Genomic DNA, 21,930 nt, shown 5'->3' with positions numbered 1-21,930 from the left:
TTCACTCCTTCAGAACAGGAAATAGCGCTGGGCCAGCGGCAGTTCGCGGGCCGGTTCGCAAACCAGCAGCTCGCCATCGGCACGCACCTGGTAGGTTTGCGCATCGACTTCGATCAGCGGCTGCAGGGTGTTGTGGATCATGTCGGCCTTGCGTACCCGGCGGCAGCCGTGGGCCACGCCGATCAGGCTGCGCAGGTTGAGTTCCTCGGCCAGGCCACGGTCCATGGCCGCCTGGGGCAGGAAGGTCATGCGCGTGGCATGCCGGGCCGCGCCAAGGGCGCCGAACATCGGCCGGTAGTGCACCGGCTGCGGTGTCGGGATCGAACCGTTGATATCGCCCATGGGCGCGGTGGCGATCATCCCGCCCTTGAGCACCAGCGCGGGTTTGACCGCGAAGAACGCCGGCGCCCAGAGCACCAGGTCGGCGAGCTTGCCCACTTCCACCGAGCCCACTTCATGGGCGATGCCGTGGGTCAGCGCCGGGTTGATCGTGTACTTGGCGATGTAGCGTTTGACCCGGTAGTTGTCGCTGTAGCGGCTGTCCGGCGCCAAAGGCCCACGGCGCAGCTTCATCTGGTGGGCCACCTGCCAGGTGCGCAACACCACCTCGCCGACCCGGCCCATGGCCTGTGAATCGGATGACGTCATGGCGAACGCGCCCATGTCGTGAAGGATGTCCTCGGCGGCGATGGTCTCGCGGCGGATGCGTGATTCGGCGAAAGCCACGTCCTCGGCGATGCTCGGATCCAGGTGATGGCAGACCATGAGCATGTCCAGGTGCTCGTCGACGGTGTTGACGGTGTATGGCAGGGTCGGGTTGGTCGAGGACGGCAGCACGTTGGCCTGGCCGGCCGCGCGGATGATGTCCGGGGCATGGCCACCGCCAGCGCCTTCGGTGTGGAAGGTGTGGATGGTGCGGTCGCCGATGGCAGCCAGGGTATCCTCGATGCAGCCCGACTCGTTGAGGGTGTCGGTGTGGATCGCCACCTGGATGTCCATCTCCTCGGCCACACTCAGGCAGCAGTCGATTGCCGCGGGCGTCGAACCCCAGTCCTCGTGCAGTTTAAGGCCCACCGCGCCTGCGGCGATCTGCTCGCGTAGCGCCTCAGGGCGCGAGGCATTGCCCTTGCCCAGCAGGCCGATGTTGATCGGCAGGCTGTCGGCGGCCTGGAGCATGCGCGCCAGGTACCAGGGGCCAGGGGTGCAAGTGGTGGCGTTGGTGCCGGTGGCCGGCCCCGTGCCACCGCCGATGAAGGTGGTGACGCCGCTGGTCAGCGCCTCCTCCACCTGCTGCGGGCAAATGAAGTGGATATGCGAGTCGATGCCGCCGGCGGTGACGATCTTGCCTTCGGCCGCGATCACCTCGGTGCCCGGCCCGACCGGCACGCTGACGCCGGGTTGCACATCAGGGTTGCCGGCCTTGCCGATGGCAGCGATACGCCCGTGCTTGACGCCGATATCGGCCTTGACGATACCCCAATGGTCGATGATCAGGGCATTGGTCAGCACCAGGTCCATGGCCTCGGCCGCCAGCATCTGGCCCTGGCCCATACCATCACGGATCACCTTGCCGCCGCCGAACTTGACCTCTTCGCCATAGACCGTGAAGTCTTTCTCCACCTCCACCCACAACGCGGTGTCGGCCAGGCGCACGCGGTCGCCGACGGTGGGGCCGAACATGTCGGCGTAGGCCTGCCGGGAAATGCGGCTCATGCCCTGCCCTCCAGCGCGCCCATCACCTTGCCCTGGAAGCCGTACACCTCGCGCTTGCCGGCGTAGGCCACCAGCTGCACGGTGCGCGCCTGGCCCGGTTCGAAGCGCACCGCGGTGCCGGCCGGGATGTCCAGGCGAAAGCCACGGGTCGGCGCGCGCTCGAACACCAGGGCGTCGTTGACTTCGAAAAAATGGTAGTGCGAACCGACTTGCACAGGGCGGTCGCCGTGGTTGGCGACGCTGACGCTGAGCGTTTCTCGGCCGACGTTGAGCTCGATGTCGCCTGCGGCGACCTGGACTTCTCCGGGAATCATGCGGGGTTCCTCAGACAATGGGGTCATGCACGGTCACCAGCTTGGTGCCGTCGGGGAAGGTCGCCTCGACCTGGACGTCGTGGAGCATTTCCGGCACACCGTCCATGACCTGTTCGCGCACCAGCACCTCGCGCCCGAGGCTCATCAGCTCGGCCACCGTGCGGCCGTCGCGGGCGCCCTCCAGCACCGCGGCGCTGATCAGCGCCACCGCTTCCGGATAGTTCAGCCGCAGGCCACGGGCCAGGCGCCGTTCGGCCAGCAGCGCGGCGGTGAACAGCAGCAGTTTGTCTTTCTCTCTCGGGGTCAGCTCCATGGCGGCTCTCTCAGGTGGCCCAGATGCGCGGCGGGCACGGCGCCAGGCCGAGCACGGCCGGGCGCAGCAGGTGCCAGAGGCGCTGCAGATTGCATTGCAAGTGTTGGTTGTCGTGGTCGAGCAGGCGGATCACCAGCAGCGGGCCGAGCAAGGTCGCGCCGGCCGGGGTGTCGAGTGCCTCGAGCTGTTGCCGGACTTGCTCCAGCACGGCCTGGTCGGCCGGCGTTGCGCAGAACGTCGCGATCAGCGGGTATCCGCCCACCTTGTCCAGGTGCCCCCCTTCGATGCGCAGGCGCTCGTGCAAGCCGGGATCGCCTGGCAGTTCGATGCACAAGCGGCTGTCCAGGGCGCCCTGGGCGAAGCGCTCGCCCATCACCGGCCGCCCCAGGCACAAGGTTTCCCAGGCCAGCAACCGGGCGCCGGGTTCAAGGCTGAAGCGGCTGTCGAGGCTGGCCCGGGCGCCATTGAAGAAGATGCTGTCCTGGGGCAGCCACTCCAGGATGCTGCCAGCGGCGAGGTGAAAGCGTTGGGCCAGGCGCGCGGTCGGGCCGATGCTGCGGTAGAACTTGCTGGCGCCGGGCATGGTCAGCAGTGCGTGGCTGCCTGCATCAAGGTGTACATCCAGCTCCAGGCGATCACCGGCGACGATACCGCCAGGCGGATGCAGCACATAGACATGGCAGGTCGCGCCCTCCGGATGGAATGGCCGCTGCACCAAAAGAGGTCCGACATGGCGCCGCGCACCAAGGCGAGTCACGCCATCGCGCTGGATGAAGCGCAACTGCAGGTGGGCGCTCCAGCCCGGGTCTGCCTGAGGTGGTTCGATCTGCTGCGCCAACGACATGCTGGAACCCCTGGAATCCATGGCCTTGCGGCCGTCCGGAGGGCCATGCGCTGGGTGCTTGCAGGCGCGCCAGGCTGACCACTCGATCAATATTCGCTGGCTGGATATAGCAGGTAGCGGGCCAAGTCCGCAGGTGAACGAAGATGAAACTTCCGGACCGTCAGTCAGGCCGCCCGGCCTCGGGCCAGAGCAGCCGGCGCATTGACGCGCGATTTGCGTGCCTTCCCGCGTGCACAGGTGCGCTAAAGTGGCGCTCCCGCCCCTTTTCGAGACAAGGACGTGCCCATGACATTCGCCCCCGCCATCCCGATCCTGCGCATTTTTTCGATCGACAAGGCCAGGGAGTTCTACCTCGACTTTCTTGGGTTCCAGCTCGACTGGGAACACCGCTTCGCCCCGGACTTGCCGCTGTACATGCAGATCCATCGCGACGGGCTGATCCTGCATCTTTCCGAACACCACGGTGACGCCACGCCGGGATCGGCGGTTTTCGCCCGGGTAGAAGACCTCAAGGCCTTGGAGCGCGAACTGCTGGACAAGCAGTACGGCTATGCCCGCCCCCAGGCCGAAACGGTCGACTGGGGCCTGGAGATGCAGGTCGTCGACCCGTTCGGCAACCGCCTGCGCTTCTGCCAGCAGATTGGCGACAACACCTGATGGCCGGCGACAAACGGACACTGGCACGCCTGGAACGGGAAATGGTCGCCTGCCTGACCGAGGCCTGCGCCACGGCCCAGGCCGAGATCGTCGGCTTCGCCTGGCTCACGCATCAGGTCGACCTCGACGACTTTCCCGCCAGCCTGCGCATCACCTGGGTGTTCACCGACGACACCGACAAGGCCAGGGCCCTGGCGGGCGAGGACAAGGCGCGGATGCTCGGGTTGACGGCCCAGGCGCTCGCCGACGCCGGCATCCAGCTGGATCATGTCGCCTGGCATGTGCGCTTCGACAGCGAGGAGGCCTGCTGGCGCGACCATGGCGGTGACTGGAACCGGCGCTTGCGCTGAACCGCGTGGCCCGTTCGCCTGTAGGAGCGGCTTTAGCCGCGATCACCGGCGAAGCGGGTACCAGGCACTGCGTCGCCGGCATCGCGGCTAAAGCCGCTCCTACAGAGGTCCCTGCCCCCAAAGGGTTGTGTGATCACCCACGGTTCCCGATCCGCGCCGGATGTATTAAGGTGGCGGGGTGCGCATATAAAAGCAGCCCGCCGTGTTCGGGCGTAGAGCTATGAGGGTGTCATGAGTAACGAAAGCATTAACTGGGACAAGCTGGGTTTCGACTACATCAAGACCGACAAACGTTACCTGTCCGTATGGCGTAACGGCGAGTGGGACAAGGGCACCCTGACCGACGACAACGTGCTGCACATCAGTGAAGGCTCCACTGCCCTGCACTATGGCCAGCAGTGCTTCGAAGGCCTGAAGGCCTACCGCTGCAAGGACGGCTCGATCAACCTGTTCCGCCCGGACCAGAACGCCGCGCGCATGCAGCGCAGCTGCGACCGCCTGCTGATGCCACGCGTACCGACCGAGCAGTTCATCGAAGCCTGCAAACAGGTGGTCAAGGCCAACGAAAAATTCGTCCCGCCGCACGGCAAAGGCGCGCTGTACCTGCGCCCCTTCGTGATCGGCACCGGTGACAACATCGGCGTGCGCACCGCCCCCGAGTTCATCTTCTCGGTCTTTGCCATCCCGGTCGGCTCGTACTTCAAGGGCGGCATGACCCCGCACAAGTTCCTGATCTCCGACTTCGACCGCGCAGCCCCGCAAGGCACCGGCGCGGCAAAAGTCGGCGGCAACTACGCGGCCAGCCTGCAACCCGGTTACGAAGCCAAGAAAGCCGGTTTCGCCGACTGCATCTACCTCGACCCATTGACCCACAAGAAAATCGAGGAAGTCGGCTCGGCCAACTTCTTCGGCATCACCGCCAACAACGAATTCGTCACTCCAAAGTCGATCTCGGTACTGCCGGGCATCACCCGCCTGTCGCTGATGGAACTGGCCGAATCGCGCCTGGGCCTGAAGGTCATCGAGGGCGACGTGGAAATCGACAAGCTAGACCGTTTCGTTGAAGCCGGCGCTTGCGGCACCGCCGCCGTGATCACCCCGATCGGCGGTATCCAGTACAACGGCAAGCTGCACGTGTTCCACAGCGAAACCGAAGTCGGCCCGGTTACTCAAAAGCTCTACAACGAGCTGACCGGCATCCAGAGCGGTGATGTCGAAGCCCCGGCCGGCTGGATCGTCAAGGTCGCCTGAGGCGTTCGCCTGCTGTGAAAACGGGGCATGCCAGCGATGGCATGCCCCGTTTTTATTGCCCGCTCCCACAGGGGCGTGTACATCGCGCACGGCCAGATGAATTTTTCTTAAATCGCCGTTTGTCTATTCTTTGGCACAATCAAGCCTCCATTCGCCGCCCAGGAACCAGCATGCCACGCGTACTGACCATCGAAGACGATGCCGTCACCGGCCAGGAAATCGTCGCCGAACTCACCAGCCATGGCCTGGAGGTCGATTGGGCCGACAACGGTCGTGAAGGCCTGTCCAAAGCCATCGCCGGTGGCTATGACCTGATCACCGTGGACCGCATGCTGCCCGAAGTCGACGGTCTGACCATCGTCACCACCCTGCGCAGCCTGAAAATCGCCACCCCGATCCTGATGATCAGCGCCCTCTCCGATGTCGACGAGCGCGTGCGTGGCCTGCGCGCCGGTGGTGACGACTACCTGACCAAGCCGTTCGCTTCGGACGAAATGGCCGCAAGGGTCGAAGTGTTGCTGCGCCGCAACAGCACGCCCATGACCCAGACCCGCCTGCAGGTCGCCGACCTGGAACTGGACCTGATCAGCCACGAGGCGCGTCGCGGCGAGCAGTCGCTGAACCTGCTGCCCACCGAATACAAGCTGCTGGAATACCTGATGCGCCACTCCGGCCAGGTGATCACCCGGATGATGATCTTCGAAGAGGTCTGGGGTTATCACTTCGACCCCGGCACCAACCTGATCGACGTGCACATCGGGCGCCTGCGCAAGAAGATCGACTCACCCGGCCAGACTCCCCTGATCCGTACCGTGCGGGGCTCCGGCTATGCTATTGCCGAACCCGTCTAAGGGCTGGAGTTCCTCCACCAGCCGCCTGCTGGCGCTATACAGCTTTCTCTTCGTGGCCTGGAGCAGCATCCTCATGGGGGTGCTGTACTTCGAGGTGTCCAGCTACCTGAACAAGCTCACCCGTCACTCCATGCTGCAACGCCAGCACCTGTTCGCCCACATGAGCGGCAAGCAACTGGACGACGCCCTGATCGCCAGCCAGGCCTTCGAAGAGCGCAGCTTCGACGCGTACGGCCTGTTCGATCCGCAGCTCAACCCGATTGGCGGACGTATCCGTGCCATCCCCTCGGATCTTGGCCTGGATGGCAAGATCCACGAACTCAAGCGCTGCCTGGACGCGGACGACCCGCGCCTGCCGCCGGACAGCTGCGACGCGGTGGCGATCAAGGTCCAGGACGGCCGCTGGCTGGTGCTGGTGCGGGACAACGGCTCGCTGTTCGTGGTCACCCGGATCATCCTCCACGCCCTGCTCTGGGGTATATCCCTCACCTTGATCCCCGGTTTCGCTGGCTGGTACCTGCTGCGCCGCCGACCGCTCAAGCGCATCCGCGCCATCCAGGCCCAGGCCGAGCTGATTGTCGCCGGCGACCTCACCCACCGCTTGCCACTGTCGGCCCGACGTGACGAGCTGGACATGCTCGCCGCCATCGTCAACGCCATGCTCGACCGTATCGAGCGCCTGATGCACGAGGTCAAGGGGGTGTGCGACAACATCGCCCATGACCTGCGCACGCCATTGACCCGGCTGCGCGCCCAGCTCTATCGCATTCGCCAGCAAAACGGCATCGACTCAGCGCAGGGCGAGGCGCTGGACCAGGCGATCGGCGAGACCGACACACTGATGGCGCGCTTCCGCGGCTTGCTGCGCATCAGCGAACTGGAAGATCGCCAGCGTCGTGCCGGTTTCGTGCAGCTCGACCCCCATGCGTTGCTGATGGAGCTGCACGATTTCTATCTGCCACTGGCCGAGGATGGCGGCATCCGCCTGCGCCTGGCGCAGCCCGGGCAATTGCCTGCGTTGCATGGCGACCGTGAATTGCTGTTCGAGGCACTGGCCAACCTGGTGGGCAATGCAATCAAGTTCACCCCGGAGGGTGGGCAGGTCTGGATCGAGGCGATGCAGGACGACGATGGCGTGCGTATTGCCGTCGAAGACAGCGGGCCGGGGATTCCGGCGCAGGAGCGCGAGGCGGTGTTGAAGCGCTTCTATCGCAGTGATGAAGGCCACCGTCACCCGGGGTTCGGGCTGGGCTTGTCGATCGTCGCGGCGATCGTCGACCTGCATGGCTTCGGCTTGGAGGTGGGGGCCAGCGAGCTGGGTGGGGCGAAGCTGGTGCTGCATTGCCCGTTGGCGGGCCTGGCCAAATAACGGTCGGGAACACATTGCGGCCCCTTCGCGGGAGAACCCGCCCCCACAGGTACAGCACAGCATTGAGATTTGTGCTGTACCTGTGGGTTTACCCGCGAAGGGCTGCGCAGCAGCCCCAATCAACTCGATCAGTCAGCCAGGCGCCAGGTGGTGCCACCCTTGCCGTCTTCCAGCACCACACCCATGGCGGTGATCTGGTCACGGATACGGTCGGACTCCGCCCAGTTCTTGTCCGCACGCGCCTGCAGGCGTGCCTGGATCAAAGCCTCCACTTCAGCGGCATCGACCTTGCCTTCGGCACCGGCCCGCAGGAAGTCGTCGGCATCCAGCTGCAGCACACCCAGCACATCACCCAGCTCACGCAGGCGACCGGCCAGGCCGGCAGCGGCCTCCAGATCGCTCTCGCGCAGGCGGTTGATCTCGCGCACCAGGTCGAACAGCACGGCGCAGGCTTCGGGGGTGCCGAAGTCGTCGTTCATCGCCACGGTGAAGCGCTCGACGAACGCCTCGCCACCCTTCGCGGCAACCCGCGGCAGGCCGCGTAGTGCGTGGTAGAAACGCTCCAGCGCCCCCTTCGAGTCACGCAGGCTGTCTTCGGAGTAGTTGATGGCGCTGCGATAGTGGCTGGCCACCAGCAGATAACGCACCACTTCCGGGTGGTACTTGTCGAGCACGTCGCGGATGGTGAAGAAGTTGTTCAACGACTTGGACATCTTCTCGCCATTGATGCGGATCATGCCGCAATGCATCCAGGCGTTGGCGTACTGCTTGCCGGTGGCCGCCTCGCTCTGGGCGATCTCGTTCTCGTGGTGCGGGAACTCCAGGTCGCTGCCGCCACCGTGGATGTCGAAGCTCTCGCCCAGGCAGCAGGTGGACATGACCGAGCACTCGATGTGCCAACCCGGACGGCCCGGGCCCCATGGCGAATCCCAGAACGGCTCGCCCGGCTTGGCGCCTTTCCACAGCACGAAGTCCAGTGGGTCCTGTTTCGACTCACCCACCTCGATCCGCGCGCCGATGCGCAGGTCTTCGATCTTCTTGCGCGACAGCTTGCCGTAGCCGACGAACTTGCCGACCCGGTAGTACACGTCGCCATTGCCCGGCGCGTAGGCGTAGCCCTTGTCGATCAACGTCTGGATCATCGCGTGCATGCCGGGGATGTGGTCGGTGGCACGGGGTTCCAGGTCTGGCTTGAGGATGCTCAGGCGCCGCTCGTCCTCGTGCATCGCGTCGATCATGCGGGCGGTCAGCGCGTCGAACGACTCGCCGTTCTCGTTGGCCCGGTTGATGATCTTGTCGTCGATGTCGGTGATGTTGCGTACGTAGGTGAGGTCGTAGCCGCTCTTGCGCAGCCAGCGCGTGACCAGGTCGAAGGCCACCATGCTTCGGCCATGACCCAGGTGGCAGTAGTCGTACACGGTCATGCCGCAGACATACATGCGCACCTTGTTGCCATCGAGTGGCTTGAAGGCTTCCTTCGTCTTGCTCAGCGTGTTGTAGATCGTAAGCACGGCGGTTCCTCAGCTGCCCCAGGAGTCACGCAGGGTGACGGTGCGGTTGAACACCGGACGGCCTGGCTGGCTGTCCTTCAGGTCGGCGCAGAAGTAACCTTCGCGCTCGAACTGGAAGCGGTCTTCCGCCTGGGCCTGGGCCAGCGATGGCTCGGCACGGCAACCCTTGAGCACCTGCAACGACTCGGGGTTGATGTTGTCGAGGAAGCTGCCGCCCTCTTCGGTCTTCTCCGGGTTGGCGGAGCGGAACAGACGGTCGTACAGGCGCACTTCGCACTCGACGCTGCCTTCGGCCGGCACCCAGTGGATCACGCCCTTCACTTTACGGCCTTCGGGGTTCTTGCCCAGTGTGTCCGGGTCATACGAGCAGCGCAGCTCGACGATGTTGCCGTCGGCATCCTTGATGGCCTCGTCGGCGCGGATCACGTAGCTGCCGCGCAGGCGCACTTCACCGGCGGGTTCCAGGCGCTTGTAGCCCTTTGGCGGCTCTTCCATGAAGTCGTCGCGGTCGATGTACAGCTCGCGTGCGAACGGCAGGACGCGCACGCCCATGTCTTCCTTCGGGTGGCGCGGCAGTTCGAGCTGCTCGACCTGGCCTTGCGGATAGTTGGTGATGACCACCTTCAGCGGGCGCAGTACGCACATGGCGCGCGGCGCGGTGCGGTCCAGGTCGTCACGGATGCTGAATTCGAGCATCGCCATGTCGACCACGCCGTCGGAACGGTTGGTGCCGATCATCTCGCAGAAGTTGCGGATCGAGGCAGGGGTGTAGCCGCGGCGGCGATAGCCCGACAGGGTCGACATGCGTGGGTCGTCCCAGGCTTCGACGTGGCCTTCGTCCACCAGCTGCTTGAGCTTGCGCTTGCTGGTGATGGTGTAGTTCAGGTTCAGGCGGCTGAACTCGTACTGGCGCGGGTGCGCCGGCACCGGCAGCTTGTCGAGGAACCAGTCGTACAGTGGACGGTGGCTTTCGAATTCCAGGGTGCAGATCGAGTGCGTGATGCCTTCGATGGCGTCCGACTGACCGTGGGTGAAGTCGTAGTTCGGGTAGATGCACCACTTGTCACCGGTCTGGTGGTGGTGGGCATGGCGAATGCGGTACAGGATCGGGTCGCGCAGGTTCATGTTCGGCGAAGCCATGTCGATCTTGGCGCGCAGCACGCGCTCGCCGTCCTTGAACTCACCGGCCTTCATGCGCGCGAACAGGTCGAGGTTCTCTTCGACGCTGCGCTCGCGGAACGGGCTGTTCTTGCCGGCCTCGGTCAGGCTGCCACGGTATTCCTTGGCCTGCTCGGGGCTGAGGTCGCAGACATAGGCGTTGCCCGACTTGATCAGGTCCACGGCCCAGTCGTGAAGTTGGTCGAAGTAATCCGAGGCATAACGCACCGGGCCCGCCCACTCGAAGCCCAGCCACTTGACGTCACGCTGGATGGAGTCGATGTACTCCTGGTCTTCCTTGGCCGGGTTGGTGTCGTCGAAACGCAGGTGGCAGACGCCGCCGAATTCCTGGGCCAGGCCGAAGTTCACGCAAATCGACTTGGCGTGGCCGATGTGCAGGTAACCGTTCGGTTCCGGCGGGAAACGGGTGACGATGCTGCTGTGCTTGCCCGCGTCCAGGTCGGCCTGGACGATCGGCCGCAGGAAGTTCGCAGGGACGGCGGGGGCGCCTTTTGCGGCGGCGTTGGGCGCGTTGTCGGCAGTGGGCTTGCTCATAGTGTCCTTGAATACAGGTAGCCGGCCGGGTAGGCCGATTGAATCAAAGGGCCTATCATAGCCGAAGCAGTCAAGCTGCCGACAGCCAGGCACCGACAAACTGGCGCGAATTATCGCGATCCGTGCAAAAATGGCGACCGCGCGCCTTGTGCCCGGTAACCGGCACAACCTGGCGCACCCTATTCCCGATGCCTTGAGAGCGAACTTAAGCATGTCCAAAGTCAAACTGAGCACCAACCACGGCGACATCGTCCTGCAACTGGACGCAGAGAAAGCCCCGCAAACTGTTGAGAACTTCGTTCAGTACGTGAAGGAAGGCCACTACGACAACACTGTGTTCCACCGTGTGATCAAGGGCTTCATGATCCAGGGCGGCGGCTTCGAGCCAGGCATGAGCCAGAAGAAAACCCGCGCCAGCATCCAGAACGAAGCCGACAACGGCCTGAAGAACGCCAAGTACACCATCGCCATGGCCCGTACCATGGAGCCGCACTCCGCGTCCGCGCAGTTCTTCATCAACGCCAGCAACAACGATTTCCTCAACCACAGCGGCAAGAACGTGCAGGGCTGGGGCTACGCGGTATTCGGCGAAGTGATCGAAGGCCGTGAAGTCGTCGATGCCATCGAAGGCGTGTCCACCGGCTCCAAGGCCGGCCACCAGGACGTACCGAAGGACGACGTGATCATCGAGAAAGCCGAGATCATTGAGTGATACTGCTGATCTCCGATCTGCACCTGCAAGAAGAACGCCCGGACATCACCCGGGCGTTTCTTGATCTGCTCGATGGCCGCGCGCGGCACGCCAAGGCGCTGTACATCCTCGGCGACTTCTTCGAAGCCTGGATCGGCGACGATGCCATGACGCCGTTCCAGCAGTCGATCTGCCAGGCCTTGCGCCAGCTGAGCGACAGCGGCACGACGATCTACCTGATGCACGGCAACCGCGATTTCCTCATCGGCCAGGCGTTCTGCCAGGCCGCCGGCTGCACCCTGCTGGACGACCCGAGCGTGATCGAACTGGGCGGCGAAGCCGTGCTGCTGATGCATGGCGATACGCTGTGCACCCGCGATGTCGGCTACATGAAGCTGCGCCGCTACCTGCGCAACCCGCTGAGCCTGTGGATCCTGCGGCACCTGCCGTTGGCCACGCGACAAAAGCTGGCGCGCAAGCTGCGCAGCGAGAGCAAGTCGCAGACGCGCATGAAGAACACCGAAATCGTCGATGTCACCCCGGACGAAGTACCGAAGGTGATGGCGGCGCATGGTGTTCGCACCTTGGTGCACGGCCACACCCACCGCCCGGCGATCCACAAGCTGGTGGTCGACGGTCATCCGGCGCGGCGTATCGTGCTGGGGGACTGGGACAGACGCGGCTGGGCGCTGCAGGTCGATGAACAGGGCTTCCAACTGGCGCCGTTCGAGTTTTCCTGAGCTCGACCGGTGCCCGTTTTCGCCAGCACGGCTGGCCCCTACAACAATACCTGTAGGAGCCAGCCTTGCTGGCGATGCCCGGCCTTGCCGGGCCAAGGCTACTGAACGCTGCTCGCCACCACCGCCTTGTCACGCTCGCTGATCACATACTGCCGCAACTGCGGATCCGCCTTGATCTGTACCTCGGTAAACGGAATCGGTGCCAGTTGCTTGGCCGCGAATGCGCGTGTCTGATCGCCCGCATGCTGCGAAGCCGCTTCACTCGACAGCGAAAACGCCAGCAGCCCCTGGGCCTGCGGCCCCTGCTCGGTGAAACTGACCACCTGCAGATAGCTCGAACCACTCACCACCAGGCGCTTGCCCGGCCCCACCGGCACGCTGACCATCGCGTTGTACACACCCAAAGCCTGCGGGCCACCCGGCACTGGCGTGCCATTCGCTGTCTGCTGGATCTGCCCCCAGCGCTGATCGGCACTGATACCCGACTTGTCGACCTGCTCCAGCGAGGCCAGGGCCGCTTCGCGCAGCAGCTTACCGACCGCCGCCTGCTCCACCGCCAGGCCACGAGGCGTGTGCCGTGGGTCCGCAGGGTCAAACGGCACACGCCAGCTTTCCGGGTGCTGCGACAGCGTATTGAGGATGTTGGTGAAGTGGACCAGACCGATACCGCTGTCCAGGTCCGCCTTGCCGTTCCAGGCCTGAAGACTGGTACACACCGATTGCAGATCGGCCTCTGCACCCTTGCACCATTGCAGCAGATCCGGCAGCAGCAAGCTGGCCAGGTAAACCTCGTCATCGAAAACCATGCGCTGCAGGTCCGCGACACCCAACTTGGCAGTGCCCTGCAGACGCTGCAGGGCGAAGCGGCTACGCATGCCAAGTGGCTGGTCGGCGCGGCTGACCAGTGGCGAGAAACCGGTCAATGGCTGCGCCGGGTTGGCCATCCACGCGGAATCGTTCGAGTTCTGCACGAAATCGCCACGCTCCAGGCTCGGCAACAGGTGTGCCGGGAAGATACCGGGCTGGGCGGCTTGCGCATCGACCTTCCACTGGCAGGCAGTTCGCGAGCCATCCAGTATCACCAGCGGGCCGGAAGCCTGGGGATTGCTGCACTGCGACAGCAGCGCCTGGTCAACGTAAGGTACCACCGACTGGTTCAGGTACATCGCCCGCCCGGCACTGTCCACCGCCAGGGTGTTGACCCAGGGAATACCCTGCAACTGCCCGATACTGCCCTTCAAGGCGTCCAGGCTGTCGGCCCGGTTGATCCGGTACCACTGCTCAAGCACTCGGGTGTTGTCCAGGTTGGCGTCACGCAGGCTGTAGGCGGCCTGGCGATCCCAATCCAATCGGCCAGGCCATTGCACCACCGGGCCGAATTTCGACAGGTAGACTGGCCGTTCGATCCGGTTCAAGACGCCATCCTCTCCCTTGACCGTGACGCTCAGCATCTGCCGTTCGAGCGGCAGCGACTGGCCGTCCAGCAGGTAGCGCGTCGCATCCTTCGGATCGAGTTGCAGGCGATAGAGCGTGAAATGCTTGGACGTGTCGACCGTATGGGTCCAGGCCAGGTGCCGGTTGAAACCGATATTGACCACCGGCAGCCCAGGCAATGCCGCCCCCATCACGTCCAACTGGCCGGGAATGGTCAATTGCATCTGGTAGAAGCGCAGCCCGCCCACCCATGGGAAATGTGGATTGGCCAGCAGCAGGCCACGACCGTTGGCCGAACGCTCGGCACCGACGGCAACCGCGTTGCTGCCGCGCTCCGCGGCGAATGCCGCCTGACGTGCCAAGGCCACGCTGTAGTCGACCGTCGGGCGTTGCGCTGCCAGCTTCGGCGGCGTGGCAGCCACCACCGCTTCGGCGAACTGCCCTACTCCGCCCTCGGCGAGCAAGCGACGGGTCAGCTTGACCAGATCGAGACTGGTGATCGGCCGTACCCAATCGCCTTTTCCGCATTCGGCGGGCAGGCCCTGCGCGCGCCGCTCGCCCAAGGCACGGTTGTAGCCAAGCGCATAGCCTTCGAGCAGGTCGCGCACGGCACTGGGCTGCGCCTGAAGGAAGCCATTGACCGCCTGTGGGTTGTTCAGCCAGGTAAAGAACAGATCGCTGGCGAGGTTTTCACGCAGCTCAACGGTCTTTGCCTGCGCGCCGAAGTAACGCGAACGCTCACCATTGACCGTCAACACTTCATTGGCCAGCAGGCAGAGATTGTCCTGGGCATAGGCATGGCCGATGCCGTAGCCCAGGCCACGTTCATCCTTGGCGAGGATATGCGGCACGCCGAAGCTGGTCCGGCGAATCTGCGCGGAGGCTTCACCGGCAGCCTCCCGCGCCTGGCCGGCCAGGCTGGTGCCGAGCAGCAGGGTGGCCAGCCCAAGGTGCGACAGGGGACGCGAAAGAGAGATCACAAGCACTCCTCGTGCAATCGGGGTTATCCCGATCAGACGAAAAGCCGGATGAAAATTTTACGCCCCGTGGCGGGTTGCAACGTCTTGAACAAGGCGTGTCAGATTTTTTTCCACGGGGATTGCAGTTTTTTCGTTCTCATTCGTCTTAATTAGTGAGGCATTCATGATTTCGGGACAGTCCACGAAAAGGAGCATTCACATGTACAACCCGCAACCTTCCCTGCAGATGCCACCAGGCCCGGCCCAGGCACCCGGCGGGCAGGACGAGCGCGTCGGCAACGAGCAGATCCGCGAGCTGCTGCGCACCTACGGCCTGCGCACCAGCCTGATCCGGCTCAAGGTCATCGACGCCCTGCACAGTGCGGCCCGTGATGGTCGCAGCATTGGCGTGCGCGGCGTTCACGCACAGCTCGAACAGCTGGATATTCCCCTGTCGTTCCTGAGCGTGCGCGAAGTGCTCAAGCGTTTGTGTGCCGAAGGCGTCATCAGCCTGGGCAGCGACAAGTGCTACAGCCTGGAAGCCCAGGCCCGGGCCGTGCTCGAGCTGCCGGCCACACGCTGAGCGCCTGGCCGGCCAGGACAGCCGGCCCGTCCGCCTCAGGGCTTGACCTTGCGCCGCAGGATCCCGTTGATCACCACCACCACGACCGCAATGGCGATGGCGATGTACTGGAACGTCTGCTCGCTGATAGTGCCCTGCTTCTGCAGGTAACTCAGGCCGAGCATGATGCCCAGGACCACCAGGATGATCAGGATCGAATATTTCAGGCGCTGCACATGTGTCATCGGAGTTTCCTTGCGACATCGGGGACATGGGGCTCCCACGGAGCCAGCGCCATGATACCGCGCCCACTTTTCCTACGCTGACATTCCTGCCGCAAGCCACTTTCCTTACGCGCAATCGAGCACAGCACCTGTGTGTCCGTTAGGCAAGTCGTGCATTGGCAAGATTACCCCTAGATGTCTGCACCCTAAATGCCACCACGGAAGGCCTTCTCTAGGAGTTTTGGGGCCTGTAGCGCAAGCATGAAGGAATTTCCTACATCGGATTGGGCGACTGCCCGCGAAAGACAATGCGTGCAGGCTACAACCCCCGTTCCGCTTCGCGCCTAGCGGCGCTTTCTGGAGCTACCTGAAAATCGAGCCAAGCCACTCAGTGGCAACCTCGGCACTTGCCATCGACGGCCAAGCGTCATGACAACAAGATTCAGTAGAAGGAATACCTGCATGGAAATGCCAGACCTCAACAACATCGAAATAAACCAGTTGCCCCACTCCCTGCAATCGCTGATCGAATGCATCGGCATCGAGAATGCCTACCACCTGACCCGCGCATTCGGTGGCCGCCCCAAGTACATCCCCAAACACCGCGAGCGCACGAAACTGGCCGATGTCCTGCCAGCCGAAGCACTTGATGCGTTGATCGAGCGCTTCGCTGGCATCGCCCTGGAGATCCCCAAGGCCGACCACTTCCAACGCCAGTTGCGCAACCAGCAGATCCAGAGGGAAAGCGCGGACGGCCTGTCGCGCAGCCTGCTGGCTGACAAGTACGGATTGAGCTTGCGCCAGATCGGCAACATCCGTCGTCAGGAACATCATGCTCGTTGAGCGCCCAGCAACGCAGGAAGATCCAAGGACAGGATCAAGGCATGGATAGAAGGATCGCCGCAGCAGAACACGGCCAGAAACATCCTCACCGGCCGCCAAGGACGGTGAGGATGCTGGCGTGCGGTCAGAAGTCGCGCTTGTAGAAGATATCCAGCGAGCTGGCCAGGCCGCTGGCGGCCTCCAGGTAGACCTTCTTGCTCAGCTTGTAGCGCAAGGCGATGGTATTGGCTGGCTCGAACACCCCCACGCCGTAACGCAGGCTCAGGCGTTCGGTGAGGTTGCCACTGGCGACCACGCTGGTGGTGTTGCCCGCGCCCTGGGTGTCCAGCTGGAAGTCATCGATGCCCAGGTTCGACGCCAGGCCCGCCGTCAGCCCTTCGGCCCCCACCAGCCCCAACCCCAGTGCCGCCTCGGCCATCCTGTTGCTGTCCTCGCCCGTGCTGTTCAGCGGCCTACCCAGCACCAGGTACGACAAGGCTTGCTCCTGGCTCATCGCGGGCTCGGAGAACACCTTCGTGGTGGGTTGCTCGGCGCTGCCGCTCAGGCGGATGCCGGCGATCACATCGCCCACCTTGCGAATGGCTTCGATATCCAGGTACGGCTGGTCGATCGGGCCGGCGAACAGCAACCGCGCCCTGCGAATGGTGAGGTTCTGACCGTAGGAGCGGTAGCGTCCATCGGCCAGGCTCAGCTCACCGCGCGTGTCGAGGTTGTCGCCAATATGCACGTGGCCGAGCACGTTGGCGGTCAGGCCGAAACCGCTGAACGCCAGTTTGTCACTGCCCACCTCGACATCGATGTCCATGGCCATCGCCATGGCCGGTTTGCCCTCCTCGGTCTGGTGCCCGACGATCACAGTGTCGTCCGAGACCTTGACTGTCGAAGGTGGCAATTCGCGCACGGTGATCTTGCCCTTGGGCACCCGCACCTTGCCGGTGATTGCGAGTTTGTCGTCAACCAGGCGAATGGTCAGGTCCGGAGCAACTTCCAGTGCCGCGTAGGGCTCGACACTGACCGGCAGTTGCTGCCCTTGCAGACGCAGGTCCATGGCCAGCACCTGCCCCCAGGTCATCTGGCCAGCCAGTTGCCCACACCCGGCATCGCCACTGCGCCAGTCACCGCTGAGCTGAACCTGCTCGCCCGCGATCAACGCGCGCAACGACAGGTCCTGCAGGCTGACGGGCAACTCGGCGCCACTTACTTCGCCTCCGGTCAGGGCCAGGGTGCCGTTGACCTGTGGCGCCAGCAGACTGCCCGAGAGTCGCCCGCTGCCGTTGAGCTGGCCGGCCAGGCGTTCGACCATCGGCAGGAACGGCCGGGCGATGGCCAGGTCGAGGCCGGCCAGGCGGAACTCACCGGACAACGGCTTGTTACGCCCCAGGGGGTCGAGCCGGGTATCGAGGGACAACTCGCCCAGCCGCTCGCCACGAAAGTCCAGGCGGGTGTCGACGCGGCGTGGCGCAAGGTTGCTGTCCAGGCGTAGCACTTGATACGGGAAGTCGATCCAACGCCCCTTGTCACGCACGCGCAAGGTGCCCGCGCTGGCGTCGACACGGACGCTGCCCTTGGGCCCGCTGGCGGGCATGTCGAGGTTGATGTCGGCGTTGAGCAGCCCCTGCCAGGCGAAGTCCTTGGGCAGCCACTGTGCCAGGCTGTCCAGCGGGAACTGCTTGAGGTGGTAGCGCAGGCGTGGCTCCGGGGCCAGGCGCTGGTCCTCGCCGCACAGGCTGGCCTGGCCCGAGCGCCAGCAGTGCGCGCCAAAGTCCAGCTGGCCGCTGGCCAGGCGCTGCAGGCGGGCGGGTGCCTGCAATTGCCAATCCTGGCCGCCGGCCTGGATCCGACCGCTGGCCAGGCGCCCGCGCCAGTCGCCTTTGCTCAAGGCGCCATCCAGGGCCAGGTCGAGCTTGAGTTGCGGACCATCCAAGGCCAGTGTCGCGGCCTGCTGGCGGGCATCGCCCTTGCCTTGCACATCGAGGGCGCCCAAAGCGGTGTCACCCAGGCGGATGTTGCCGGCCTTGAGCGTGACCAGCCCGCGCTGGGCGCTGTCCAACCGTGCATCCAGCTCGAGCCGCTGCACGCGGTTGTCGGCCTGCGCCAACTGCTGCCCCTGCAACACCAGGGTGCCCTGTGGCGCGGCCAGGGTGCCACTGACGTCCAGGCGTCCCTTGGCCTGCCCCTGCAACTGCGGCCAGAGTTGGCCAAGGCGCGGCAGATCGAGGTCGATCCGCCCGGCCAGGCGCTGCTGCAGGCTGCCGCTGCCGTTGATGCGGTTGTCACCCAGCTGCACGGCCAGGCTGCCCAGTGCCCAGTTGTCACCTGCGCCATCGGCGTCGACCTTGAGCAGCGCTGGTTGACCGCGCAGGCGGCCCTTGAGGTCGAGTTGCGCCTTGAGCTTGAGCTGTTCGTTCTTCAATTCGCCCTGGCTGCGCAGCGGACCCGCCAGGGTGCCGGGCAGCTCCGCCAGCCAGTAGGCCGGATCGAGCGCCGACAGTTGCAGGTCGACATCCCAGGCCAATGTGTCGGCAAAGCGCAATGCGACGCTGCCGCCCGCCTTGCCTTGCCCCGCGCTCAGGGCCAGCTGCGGCAAGCGAACCTGGGCGAGATCGCCCTCGAACGGGCTGGCCAGCTTGAATGCGCCGGCCGGGCCATCGAGATCACCGCTGAAGGCGCCCTTGTAGGTGCCGTCGCGGTACTGCACCTGGGCATTGAACCGCTTTAGCGTGACCTGAGGTGGTTGCTCCAGGGGGTAGAGACACAACCAGGGGAAGTCCAGCCAGTCGAGGGTGGCGTCGGCGCTCAGGCCTTTCTGCCAGTCGGCACTGGCCTGCAGCTTCAACCGCTGGGTGTCGCTGGCGTTGAGATCCAGGGCATCGAGACGGGCGCCCTTGGCATCGACCTTGCCGCCCAGCGCCAGGCCGATCGGCCCCTGCTCGGCGGGCAGGCTGGCCGCCCCGGATAACTGGTAGCCCTTGAGCAGGTCACCCTGGGCATCCAGCCGAAGCTGATTCAACTGCAGGGTATCGGGCAACGTGCCGGCCGGTTTGAAGCCATCGGCGCGAATACTGACGCTGGCGGGCAGATGCTCGGCCAGGGCTTGCAGCTCCCCCGTGAGGTGGGCGTCAAGGTAGCCGCGGCTGGTAGCGTCCAGGGTCAAGGTCTTCTGCAATTCACCCTTGGCACTCAGGTCCAGCTGCCAGGCCTTGCCGTCGACGGCGGGCAATTGCAAAGTGCCTTGCAACTGTACAGGCCAGTCCTCTTCTGGTTGCAGCTGACCTTTGAGCTCCAGGTGCAGGTCGTCGCGGCGCACTTGCAGGCTGTCGACCTGAAGCCCCCCGCGGGTCCAATGCGCGACAAGCAGCAGATCACCGAGCAGTTCGTCACCGTCCAGGCGCAACTGCCCCACCTTGGCCTCACCCACTTCGATGGCCAGCGGCAGGCGCAAGGCCGGCAGTTTCAGCGGACCGCTATCGGCCTGCGTCTCGCTCGGGGCGAAGGCCATGTCGACGCGTTCGGCCTGCAAGCGCTCGACGCAGAGGGTTGCCCGCAGCAGGCACGCAGGCGACCAGCTCAGTTGCGGCGCCAGCAGTTCCACACGGTTGTCGCCATCGACCCAGCGCAGCTGGCTGGCTCGCCAGGCGCCCCCCAGGCGACCGTCGAAGTCGTCGACCTGCAACCCAGGGACCAGCCCCAGCGCCCAGCGGCTGCCGGCCTGGGTGCCCAGTACCAGGCCCAGCGCCAGGGCAAGCAGCAGCAACAGCGCCAACACGCCCAGGAGAATGGATTTGAGCACGCGCGTCACAGTTCAGGCCCCATGGAGAAGTGCAAACGGAAGCCGCCATCGTCGTCCAGCGCATGGGCCAGGTCCAGGCGCAACGGCCCGACCGGCGAGACCCAGCGCACACCGACACCGACGCCCGTCTTGAGGCTGGGCAGTTCCAGCGAGTTGAACGAGTTGCCCTGGTCGATGAAAGTCGCCAGGCGCCATTTCTCGGCAATCGAATACTGGTACTCGGCGCTGCCCGCCACCAGGTAGCGACCACCGATCTTGTCACCCTTGTTGTTGGTCGGCGACAACGATTGGTAGTCGTAGCCGCGCACGCTCTGGTCACCACCGGCGAAGAAGCGCAGCGATGGCGGGATGTTCTGCTGATAGCCATTGGTGGCGCTGCCACCGAACTGCACGCGCCCCAGGAAGCGGTGGTTCTGGCCGAGGGTGGTCAGGCCCTTGAGCAGCACGTTGCCGTGCACCAGGTTGGTGTCCGAGCCCAAGCCTTCCTTGGCGGCCTGCAGGTCGAACTGCAGGCGGTAGCCGTTGTGCGGGTCGATACGGTTGTCACTGCGCAGGTAGGAGAAACTGACGCCGGGCATCAACAGGTTGCTCAGCCCCGAATCATCGCCCAGGCGATACTCTTCACGCTGGTACTTCAACGAGATCACCCGCTGCCAGCCGCTGGCCAGCTTGCTGTGCCACTCAGGGCCGACGGTGAGCAGCTTGCTCAGGGTGTCGGTGCCGGCAAGTTCTTCGTTCTGGTAGCCGCCGGCGAAACGCAGCTTGTCGGTCAGGGGTGGGTCCAGGGGAATGTCGTACCACAACCCGACGTTCTGCCGGGGGGCGGACAGTTCGGTTTCCCAGCCATAGCTGTGGCCCTGCGGGTTGACCCAGTGGCGGGTCCAGTTGGCCTTGCCACGCGGGCCGACATCCGTCGAGAAGCCCAGGCCAAGCCCCATGGTGCGTGGCTTGCGAATATCGAGCTGGACAGCCACCGGGATGTCCTCGCCTACGGCGGCAGTCGGCGCCGCGTCGACACGAACCCCTTCGAAGTAGCCGCTCGATTGCAGGTCGTTGTTGAGTTCGGCGATCAGTTCGGAGTCGTAGGGTGTGCCAGGTTTGAACGACACCATGCGCTGCAACAGGTCGTTGTCCAGCGGCGCATCGCCACCGAAGGTCACCGCCCCCAGGCGATAGCGCGGGCCGCTCTGGTAGATGAGCTCGATATCGGCCACGCCGGCCTGCGGATCGACCGCCAGGCGCTGGCGCTCGAAGCGCCCGGCAAAGAAACCATAGCGCGACGCCTGGTTCTGGATCAGCCGCTTGGCGTCCTCGTAGTGACCATGATTGAGCTGTTCGCCTGGACGCAGCGCCTTGCTGTCGGGAATACGAAACGCCTTGAGCTCGGTGGCCGGCCCTTCGATGCGCACGGTCACATTGCGCAAGCGCACCGGTTCACCCGGGTCCACACGCAGGATCAGTTGCGGCGGTTTGTCTTTGTCGGGTGGTGGCTTGACCTCGGCGTCGATGCGCGCCTGGTAATAGCCCAGCGCCTGGGCCGCCTTGCGCGCCTGCTCCTCGGCACCGCGGCTGAAGCGCAGCAGCGCCTCTTCGTCGCGGTCCCCGAGGTTGCCGATATAACCTTCGATATTGGCCTTGAGCGCCTTGTTGGCGGGTTTGACCCGCACCAGCAATTCGCTCTGGGCCCATGCCATGGAGCTGGCGGCCAACAACAGCAGGCCCCAGCCAAGTCTTCCTGAATACGTCATGCGGCGCATGCTACCAGAGCGAGACAGTCAACGGAGCCGTCAGTAAATGCCTG

19 protein-coding genes are annotated in these 21,930 nt (G+C 64.6%); 9 read left to right on the top strand and 10 right to left on the bottom strand.

Going from position 1 to position 21,930, the window contains the following annotated elements; translation table 11 throughout:
- Positions 1-9: 9 nt before the first annotated feature.
- Genes ureC through JYG34_RS10200 form a run of 4 tightly spaced genes read right to left on the bottom strand, consistent with a single transcriptional unit; the run spans position 10 to position 3,184 of the window.
- Positions 10-1,713, bottom strand: a complete 1,704-nt coding sequence (gene ureC / locus JYG34_RS10215) for an urease subunit alpha (protein ID WP_213660567.1) — start codon at positions 1,711-1,713, stop codon at positions 10-12.
- Positions 1,710-2,027: an urease subunit beta gene (locus tag JYG34_RS10210; protein WP_213660566.1), complete on the bottom strand. Its 318-nt coding sequence runs from the start codon at positions 2,025-2,027 to the stop codon at positions 1,710-1,712. The genes ureC and JYG34_RS10210 overlap by 4 nt, the downstream gene beginning before the upstream one ends.
- 10 nt (positions 2,028-2,037) lie before the next feature.
- Entirely contained in the window at positions 2,038-2,340 is a 303-nt protein-coding gene (locus tag JYG34_RS10205; RefSeq protein ID WP_011533326.1) for an urease subunit gamma, read from the bottom strand.
- 10 nt (positions 2,341-2,350) lie between these two features.
- A complete protein-coding gene (locus JYG34_RS10200) occupies positions 2,351-3,184 on the bottom strand; it encodes an urease accessory protein UreD (RefSeq protein WP_213660565.1) in 834 nt (277 codons plus the stop codon).
- 285 nt (positions 3,185-3,469) lie between these two features.
- Between JYG34_RS10200 and JYG34_RS10195 the strand changes: the two genes are divergently transcribed.
- The 5 genes from JYG34_RS10195 to JYG34_RS10175 all read left to right on the top strand — a co-directional run bounded on the left by JYG34_RS10195 (position 3,470) and on the right by JYG34_RS10175 (position 7,662).
- On the top strand, positions 3,470-3,841 hold the full coding sequence (locus JYG34_RS10195) for a glyoxalase superfamily protein (protein ID WP_213660564.1): 372 nt from the start codon (positions 3,470-3,472) through the stop codon (positions 3,839-3,841).
- A complete protein-coding gene (locus JYG34_RS10190; protein WP_213661144.1) occupies positions 3,838-4,191 on the top strand; it encodes a hypothetical protein in 354 nt (117 codons plus the stop codon). The genes JYG34_RS10195 and JYG34_RS10190 overlap by 4 nt, the downstream gene beginning before the upstream one ends.
- A gap of 231 nt (positions 4,192-4,422) precedes the next feature.
- Complete coding sequence (locus JYG34_RS10185) at positions 4,423-5,442, top strand: branched-chain amino acid aminotransferase (protein ID WP_213660563.1); 1,020 nt, start codon at positions 4,423-4,425, stop codon at positions 5,440-5,442.
- A gap of 170 nt (positions 5,443-5,612) precedes the next feature.
- Positions 5,613-6,293, top strand: coding sequence for a response regulator transcription factor (locus tag JYG34_RS10180; RefSeq protein ID WP_011533321.1), 681 nt, complete (start codon positions 5,613-5,615; stop codon positions 6,291-6,293).
- Entirely contained in the window at positions 6,271-7,662 is a 1,392-nt protein-coding gene (locus JYG34_RS10175) for a sensor histidine kinase (protein WP_213660562.1), read from the top strand. Before JYG34_RS10180 ends, JYG34_RS10175 begins: the two co-directional genes overlap by 23 nt.
- Before the next feature lie 128 nt (positions 7,663-7,790).
- On the opposite strand, the gene cysS is transcribed toward JYG34_RS10175, so the two are convergent.
- Both cysS and JYG34_RS10165 read right to left on the bottom strand, forming a co-directional pair.
- Complete coding sequence (gene cysS, locus JYG34_RS10170; protein WP_213660561.1) at positions 7,791-9,173, bottom strand: cysteine--tRNA ligase; 1,383 nt, start codon at positions 9,171-9,173, stop codon at positions 7,791-7,793.
- A gap of 9 nt (positions 9,174-9,182) precedes the next feature.
- Positions 9,183-10,886 carry a glutamine--tRNA ligase/YqeY domain fusion protein gene (locus JYG34_RS10165; protein ID WP_213660560.1) on the bottom strand — a complete coding sequence of 568 codons (1,704 nt, stop codon included), beginning with the start codon at positions 10,884-10,886 and terminating at the stop codon, positions 9,183-9,185.
- A gap of 211 nt (positions 10,887-11,097) precedes the next feature.
- Between JYG34_RS10165 and JYG34_RS10160 the strand changes: the two genes are divergently transcribed.
- On the top strand, positions 11,098-11,598 hold the full coding sequence (locus tag JYG34_RS10160) for a peptidylprolyl isomerase (protein ID WP_213660559.1): 501 nt from the start codon (positions 11,098-11,100) through the stop codon (positions 11,596-11,598).
- Positions 11,595-12,317, top strand: coding sequence for a UDP-2,3-diacylglucosamine diphosphatase (locus tag JYG34_RS10155; RefSeq protein WP_213660558.1), 723 nt, complete (start codon positions 11,595-11,597; stop codon positions 12,315-12,317). The genes JYG34_RS10160 and JYG34_RS10155 overlap by 4 nt, the downstream gene beginning before the upstream one ends.
- A 98-nt stretch (positions 12,318-12,415) precedes the next feature.
- On the opposite strand, the gene pvdQ is transcribed toward JYG34_RS10155, so the two are convergent.
- A complete protein-coding gene (pvdQ, locus tag JYG34_RS10150) occupies positions 12,416-14,731 on the bottom strand; it encodes a bifunctional acylase PvdQ (protein WP_213660557.1) in 2,316 nt (771 codons plus the stop codon).
- A 199-nt stretch (positions 14,732-14,930) separates the two neighbouring features.
- Between pvdQ and JYG34_RS10145 the strand changes: the two genes are divergently transcribed.
- On the top strand, positions 14,931-15,293 hold the full coding sequence (locus JYG34_RS10145; protein ID WP_213660556.1) for a fe2+ zn2+ uptake regulation protein: 363 nt from the start codon (positions 14,931-14,933) through the stop codon (positions 15,291-15,293).
- 35 nt (positions 15,294-15,328) lie between these two features.
- Here JYG34_RS10145 and JYG34_RS10140 read toward each other — a convergent pair whose 3' ends face one another.
- Positions 15,329-15,517, bottom strand: a complete 189-nt coding sequence (locus tag JYG34_RS10140) for a hypothetical protein (protein ID WP_011533313.1) — start codon at positions 15,515-15,517, stop codon at positions 15,329-15,331.
- 441 nt (positions 15,518-15,958) lie between these two features.
- Here JYG34_RS10140 and JYG34_RS10135 point away from each other — a divergent pair, with 441 nt between their 5' ends.
- Positions 15,959-16,339, top strand: a complete 381-nt coding sequence (locus tag JYG34_RS10135) for a Mor transcription activator family protein (RefSeq protein ID WP_213660555.1) — start codon at positions 15,959-15,961, stop codon at positions 16,337-16,339.
- A gap of 124 nt (positions 16,340-16,463) precedes the next feature.
- Here the strand turns inward: JYG34_RS10135 and JYG34_RS10130 are convergent, their stop codons facing one another.
- Together JYG34_RS10130 and JYG34_RS10125 are read right to left on the bottom strand one after the other, a co-directional pair.
- Positions 16,464-20,138, bottom strand: a complete 3,675-nt coding sequence (locus tag JYG34_RS10130) for a translocation/assembly module TamB domain-containing protein (RefSeq protein ID WP_213660554.1) — start codon at positions 20,136-20,138, stop codon at positions 16,464-16,466.
- A complete protein-coding gene (locus JYG34_RS10125) occupies positions 20,135-21,877 on the bottom strand; it encodes an autotransporter assembly complex protein TamA (protein WP_213661143.1) in 1,743 nt (580 codons plus the stop codon). The genes JYG34_RS10130 and JYG34_RS10125 overlap by 4 nt, the downstream gene beginning before the upstream one ends.
- Positions 21,878-21,930: the final 53 nt, after the last annotated feature.

It is taken from the genome of Pseudomonas entomophila (assembly GCF_018417595.1).
GTDB classification, from domain to species: Bacteria; Pseudomonadota; Gammaproteobacteria; order Pseudomonadales; family Pseudomonadaceae; genus Aquipseudomonas; species Aquipseudomonas entomophila_C.
This window is presented reverse-complemented; position numbering and strand designations above follow the sequence as displayed.

Excerpts from the sequence above, each read along its gene's own strand:
- ureC (WP_213660567.1), bottom strand. The coding sequence starts at position 1,713 with ATGAGCCGCATTTCCCGGCAGGCCTACGCCGACATGTTCGGCCCCACC.
- JYG34_RS10210 (WP_213660566.1), bottom strand. The coding sequence starts at position 2,027 with ATGATTCCCGGAGAAGTCCAGGTCGCCGCAGGCGACATCGAGCTCAAC.
- JYG34_RS10205 (WP_011533326.1), bottom strand. The coding sequence starts at position 2,340 with ATGGAGCTGACCCCGAGAGAGAAAGACAAACTGCTGCTGTTCACCGCC.
- JYG34_RS10200 (WP_213660565.1), bottom strand. The coding sequence starts at position 3,184 with ATGTCGTTGGCGCAGCAGATCGAACCACCTCAGGCAGACCCGGGCTGG.
- JYG34_RS10195 (WP_213660564.1), top strand. The coding sequence starts at position 3,470 with ATGACATTCGCCCCCGCCATCCCGATCCTGCGCATTTTTTCGATCGAC.
- JYG34_RS10185 (WP_213660563.1), top strand. The coding sequence starts at position 4,423 with ATGAGTAACGAAAGCATTAACTGGGACAAGCTGGGTTTCGACTACATC.
- JYG34_RS10180 (WP_011533321.1), top strand. The coding sequence starts at position 5,613 with ATGCCACGCGTACTGACCATCGAAGACGATGCCGTCACCGGCCAGGAA.
- JYG34_RS10175 (WP_213660562.1), top strand. The coding sequence starts at position 6,271 with ATGCTATTGCCGAACCCGTCTAAGGGCTGGAGTTCCTCCACCAGCCGC.
- JYG34_RS10165 (WP_213660560.1), bottom strand. The coding sequence starts at position 10,886 with ATGAGCAAGCCCACTGCCGACAACGCGCCCAACGCCGCCGCAAAAGGC.
- JYG34_RS10160 (WP_213660559.1), top strand. The coding sequence starts at position 11,098 with ATGTCCAAAGTCAAACTGAGCACCAACCACGGCGACATCGTCCTGCAA.
- JYG34_RS10145 (WP_213660556.1), top strand. The coding sequence starts at position 14,931 with ATGTACAACCCGCAACCTTCCCTGCAGATGCCACCAGGCCCGGCCCAG.
- JYG34_RS10140 (WP_011533313.1), bottom strand. The coding sequence starts at position 15,517 with ATGACACATGTGCAGCGCCTGAAATATTCGATCCTGATCATCCTGGTG.
- JYG34_RS10135 (WP_213660555.1), top strand. The coding sequence starts at position 15,959 with ATGGAAATGCCAGACCTCAACAACATCGAAATAAACCAGTTGCCCCAC.
- JYG34_RS10125 (WP_213661143.1), bottom strand. The coding sequence starts at position 21,877 with ATGACGTATTCAGGAAGACTTGGCTGGGGCCTGCTGTTGTTGGCCGCC.